Source organism: Kitasatospora sp. NPDC093558 (genome assembly GCF_040683475.1).
Lineage (GTDB): Bacteria > Actinomycetota > Actinomycetes > Streptomycetales > Streptomycetaceae > Kitasatospora.
In genome coordinates this window covers 1-4,821 of record NZ_JBFBDY010000488.1, presented here as the reverse complement: position 1 = coordinate 4,821, position 4,821 = coordinate 1, and the positions used below count along the sequence as shown (strand labels likewise).

Below are 4,821 nucleotides of genomic sequence, written 5' to 3'. Positions count from 1 at the left end.
GGGGGGGTGGGGGGGTTGTTAGGGGGTCGGGGCCTGGGGGTGTGGCTCGGGGGGTCGGAGGGGCCGCCGCGGTGGGGGTCGCGGCGGCCGCGTGTGGGGGAGGGGAGGTCCGCAGTCATGCTGGAGGGGGAGGGCCGGGACCGTCGCGTCGATGCCGTTCCGTCCCGGATCACAAGCTGGACTAGACCATTGGCGGCCGTCAAGCACCGGAACGTCGGCTTACGGATCCCTTAAGGAACCGGAGACCGTTCCGTAGCCGTCTTCCCCGACGCCGCCCGCGACCCGCGACACGCGCGCCGCGACAGACTCCGTACAGGACCGTGACCAGACCGCTACCTGCGGCTTTACCGGTCGCCTGTGCGCCGGAGTAGGCTGCGCCGGGGTGGTGACGCACCCGCCGAAATGAGTACGGAGGGGCCGAAAACATGGGTCTGCGCGATGTCGTGGAACGCACGCCGGGGCTGCGCACCCTGCTGCACGGTGCGTACGGGCTCTACGGCCGCCGGGTCGAGGTCCACCTCGCCCGCACCCCCAACCACATCGGCGTGATCCTGGACGGCAACCGCCGCTGGGCCAAGGCCGCCGGCGGCTCCACCGCGTACGGCCACCAGCGCGGCGCCGACAAGATCAGCGAGTTCCTCGGCTGGTGCGACGAGACCCACGTCAAGGTCGTCACCCTCTGGATGCTCTCCACCGACAACCTCGACCGGCCCGCCGACGAGCTCGTCCCGCTGCTCGGGATCATCGAGGACGCCGTCACCGGCCTCGCCGCCGCCCGCCGGTGGAAGGTGCACCCGGTCGGCGCGCTGGACCTGCTCCCGCAGCACACCGCCGACGTGCTCAAGCGCGCCGCGGAGGAGACCGCCGGGATCGAGGGCATCACCGTCAACGTCGCCGTCGGCTACGGCGGCCGGCACGAGATCGCCGACGCCGTCCGTTCGCTGCTCCAGGAGCACGCCGAGCGCGGCACCTCGATCGAGGAACTGGCCGGGATCCTCGACCCCGAGCACATCGCCGAGCACCTCTACACCCGCAACCAGCCCGACCCCGACCTGATCATCCGCACCTCGGGCGAGCAGCGGCTGTCCGGATTCCTGCTCTGGCAGAGCGCGCACAGCGAGTTCTACTTCTGCGAGGCGTACTGGCCGGCCTTCCGGAAGGTCGACTTCCTGCGGGCGCTGCGCGCGTTCGAGCAGCGGAACCGGCGCCTGGGACTCTAGCCCCGGCGCCCCCGACTGACCCCCCGTAGGGGTGGCCTACCCGGCCGCCACGCGAGGCCAAACGTTCACCGGCAATGATCCGTCAGTTCGCCGGGGACGCGAATGCACCGCCCCTCGCCTGGGAATACTCCGATCAGTCCGGTCCCGGGGCCATCGGGGCAGCGGGGCCGGCTTGCCGCGGATGACGCAGGGTCATCCGCTCTGGAGGCCTAGTGGTCAGTTCCAAGAGCCGCCGGACACCAGACCGGCGCACGTACGTTCTCGACACCAGCGTGCTCCTGGCGGACCCTCTCGCCATGACCCGCTTCGAGGAGCACGAGGTCGTCCTCCCGGTGGTCGTCGTCACCGAGCTGGAGGACAAGCGGCACCACCCCGAGCTGGGCTACTTCGCCCGCCAGGCGCTGCGGCTCCTCGACGACTACCGCATCCGCTTCGGCCGGCTCGACGAGCCGATCCCGGTCGGCGAGCTCGGCGGGACGATCCGGGTCGAGCTCAACCACTCCGACCTGTCGATACTCCCGGTCGGCTACCGCGCCGGGGGCGGCGAGGCGGATACCCGGATCCTCGCGGTCGCCCGCAACCTGCAGGCCGAGGGCTACGACGTCACCGTCGTGTCCAAGGACCTGCCGCTGCGGATCAAGGCCAGCTCGGTGGGCCTGCTCGCCGAGGAGTACCGGGCCGAGCTCGCGATCACCTCGGGGTGGACGGGCATGTCCGAGCTGCACGTCGGGGCCGATGACGTGGACGCGCTGTTCGCGGCCGGCCACGACGCCGCGGTGGACATCGAGGGGGCCGCCGAACTGCCCGTCCACACCGGGCTGGTGCTCACCTCGGAGCGGGGCCGGGCGCTCGGCCGGGTGACCGGCGACGGCCGGGTCAAGCTGGTGCGCGGCGAGCGGGAGGCGTTCGGCCTGCGCGGGCGCAGCGCCGAGCAGCGGGTGGCGCTGGACCTGCTGCTCGACCCGGACGTCGGCATCGTCTCGATGGGCGGCCGGGCCGGTACGGGCAAGTCCGCGCTGGCGCTCTGCGCGGGGCTGGAGGCGGTGCTGGAGCGGAGGCAGCATCGCAAGGTGATGGTCTTCCGGCCGCTGTACGCGGTCGGCGGGCAGGAGCTCGGCTACCTGCCGGGGTCCGAGACGGAGAAGATGAGCCCCTGGGCGCAGGCGGTCTTCGACACCCTCTCGGCCGTCACCACTCCGGACGTGATCGAGGAGGTCATCGCGCGGGGGATGCTGGAGGTCCTGCCGCTCACCCACATCCGCGGGCGCTCGCTGCACGACGCCTTCGTGATCGTGGACGAGGCGCAGTCGCTGGAGCGGAACGTCCTGCTGACGGTGCTGTCCCGGATCGGCCAGGGCTCGCGGGTGGTGCTCACCCACGACGTGGCGCAGCGGGACAACCTCCGGGTGGGCCGGTACGACGGTGTGGTGGCGGTGGTGGAGAAGCTGAAGGGGCATCCGCTGTTCGCGCACATCACCCTCACACGCTCGGAGCGGTCGCCGATCGCGGCTCTGGTCACGGAGATGCTGGAGGACATCAACCCGTGATCCACACCTGACCGTGACAAAGTCGAACAATCCGGTCAACTCTGCACGTGGGGCCCGCTCCTGACGGAGCGGGCCCCGTCCGTTTCATCACATCGAGTACCTGTCTGTCCGGAGAACTCCCGTGCGGTGAATGTGACATGCGCCACGCAGGCGGGAATTGCGTCGAACGTGCCCGGTGCGGCATGGTGAGGGTTCTGTCAGGCCCCGCGTACGGCGCGGCAGGGCCTCCGGGCGACCGGAGCCCGGCCCGGAAGTTCCGCCAACTCCGGTTGGCGGGCGCACAATTGAACACCGATGAGCCGTACGCCGCCCGATTCCAACGCCCGGTCGCCTCACCTCGGCCGGACGCCGGGCCAGCACCTCCCGTGACCAGAGCACCTGCGGAGGTCCGTGCCAAGGGGCACGTTGCGTCCGCACGGTCACGCGTGGGCGATGCTGGAAGGAAACCATGTGACTCGGATCTCGGTCCGGGGAGTTGCTGTGGCCTCCGCCACCGCCGTCACCGCCGTCGGTGCCGTCGTGGGTGTGGCCTCGGGCAGCGAGGGCAAGGCCACGCAGACGGTCGACGTCGCCGGTGCGACCTTGCTCGCCGAAGTCCCCTCCGGCTCCCAGGCGCAGGTCGTCAGCGACAACATCGGCCAGCAGGCGTCCGCCCAGCAGGCCTCTGCCGAGGCCGCCGCCAAGGCCGCCGCGGAGCAGAAGGCCGCCGAGGAGGCCGCGCGCCAGAAGGCCGCCGCCGACGCGCAGGCGAAGGCCGACGCGCAGGCCAAGGCCGACGCCGCGAAGGCCGCCGACGACAAGCGGAAGGCCGACGAGGCCGCCGCCAACCGTGCCAAGGCCCGCTCGGCCCTGGCCGCCACCGACAACAGCGCCCCGTCCGCGCCGGCCGTCTCGGTCAGCCCGGGCTCGGTGCAGGACATCGCGCGGCAGATCGTCGGCAACGACACCCAGTTCCAGTGCTTCAGCCAGATCGTGAAGCGCGAGAGCGGCTGGGACTACACCGCGACCAACCGGAGCTCCGGCGCCTACGGCCTGGTCCAGTCGCTGCCCGGCTCCAAGATGGCCTCGGCCGGCGCCGACTGGCGCACCAACCCGGCAACCCAGATCAAGTGGGGCCTCGGCTACATGAACGACCGCTACGGCAGCCCCTGCGGCGCCTGGTCGTTCTGGCAGGCCCACAGCTGGTACTAGGAGTACCGGTACGAGAAGTACCGCGAGTCACCGCCGCGGCGGTGGACTCCACGCACGGCCACGGCCCCCGGCCGCTCACCCGCTGAGCGCCCGGGGGCCGTGTCGTTTCGCGACCCCACCTGTCCGGGACCCCACCTGTTCGGGGGCTGCGGCTGTTCGTGTGCCCCACCTGTTCGGGGGACCCCGCCGGGGCGGGCGGGCCGCGCCGCCCGGGCCACGCTGACCAAGGCGCTCGCGGGCGGTGCGGTCCTGGGTGCGGACGCGGGGTACGGGAAGGGGTCCTGGTGTGCTTCCCGCACCGGCCGGTCCGCCGGCGGATGGCTGGGGGCCGCTCCGGCTTCGGGGTCTCGCTCCGACTCCTCCCCAGCGTCGCGCATCCGAAACCTTGCGTTACGTCCCCTTTTGCCGGCTTTCGCCGACCCGGCCCGAGCGCTCCAGCTGGGTCCGGCCGGGCCGAACCCGCCGGGCGGCCGGACTCGTTCGGCTCCGGGCGGGTAGCGTCATCCCTGACGGCCGTGGCGCGACGCACGGCGTACCGCCGGGCGACGGCGGACCGGCACTGGAGCGGTGGTAGCGAGGATGGCGCGGGGCGGGAAGGCCTTCAAGGCCGTGGCCAAGGGCATGGCCGTGGTGGCGAGCGCGGCCGCCGTGATCGAACGGCGCCGGCGCGCCGCGATGGCGGCCGACCCGCACGACGTCGCGGTCCCGGACGCGCTGCCGGCCGCCGACCACCACGGCGCCGCACCGGTCGCCGCCATCGCCGCCGCGCCGGCCCCCGCCGACGCGGCCGGGCCGCAGCCCATCCCGCCCCCCGACACCGAGCCCGACCCGGAGGCGCCCGCCCCCCCCGCCGCACCCCCCCC

General features: G+C 72.8%; 3 protein-coding genes and 1 pseudogene. All 4 read left to right on the top strand.

Annotated elements, in window-relative coordinates; genetic code table 11:
* The first annotated feature begins 425 nt into the window (after positions 1–425).
* Entirely contained in the window at positions 426–1,220 is a 795-nt protein-coding gene (locus AB0O00_RS29765; RefSeq protein ID WP_363656985.1) for an isoprenyl transferase, read from the top strand.
* Between the two features lie 212 nt (positions 1,221–1,432).
* Positions 1,433–2,767, top strand: a complete 1,335-nt coding sequence (locus AB0O00_RS29760) for a PhoH family protein (protein ID WP_363656983.1) — start codon at positions 1,433–1,435, stop codon at positions 2,765–2,767.
* Between the two features lie 432 nt (positions 2,768–3,199).
* Positions 3,200–3,958: a transglycosylase SLT domain-containing protein gene (locus AB0O00_RS29755; RefSeq protein ID WP_363656981.1), complete on the top strand. Its 759-nt coding sequence runs from the start codon at positions 3,200–3,202 to the stop codon at positions 3,956–3,958.
* 579 nt (positions 3,959–4,537) lie between these two features.
* A pseudogene (locus AB0O00_RS29750) lies at positions 4,538–4,821 on the top strand (hypothetical protein); the annotation flags it as partial.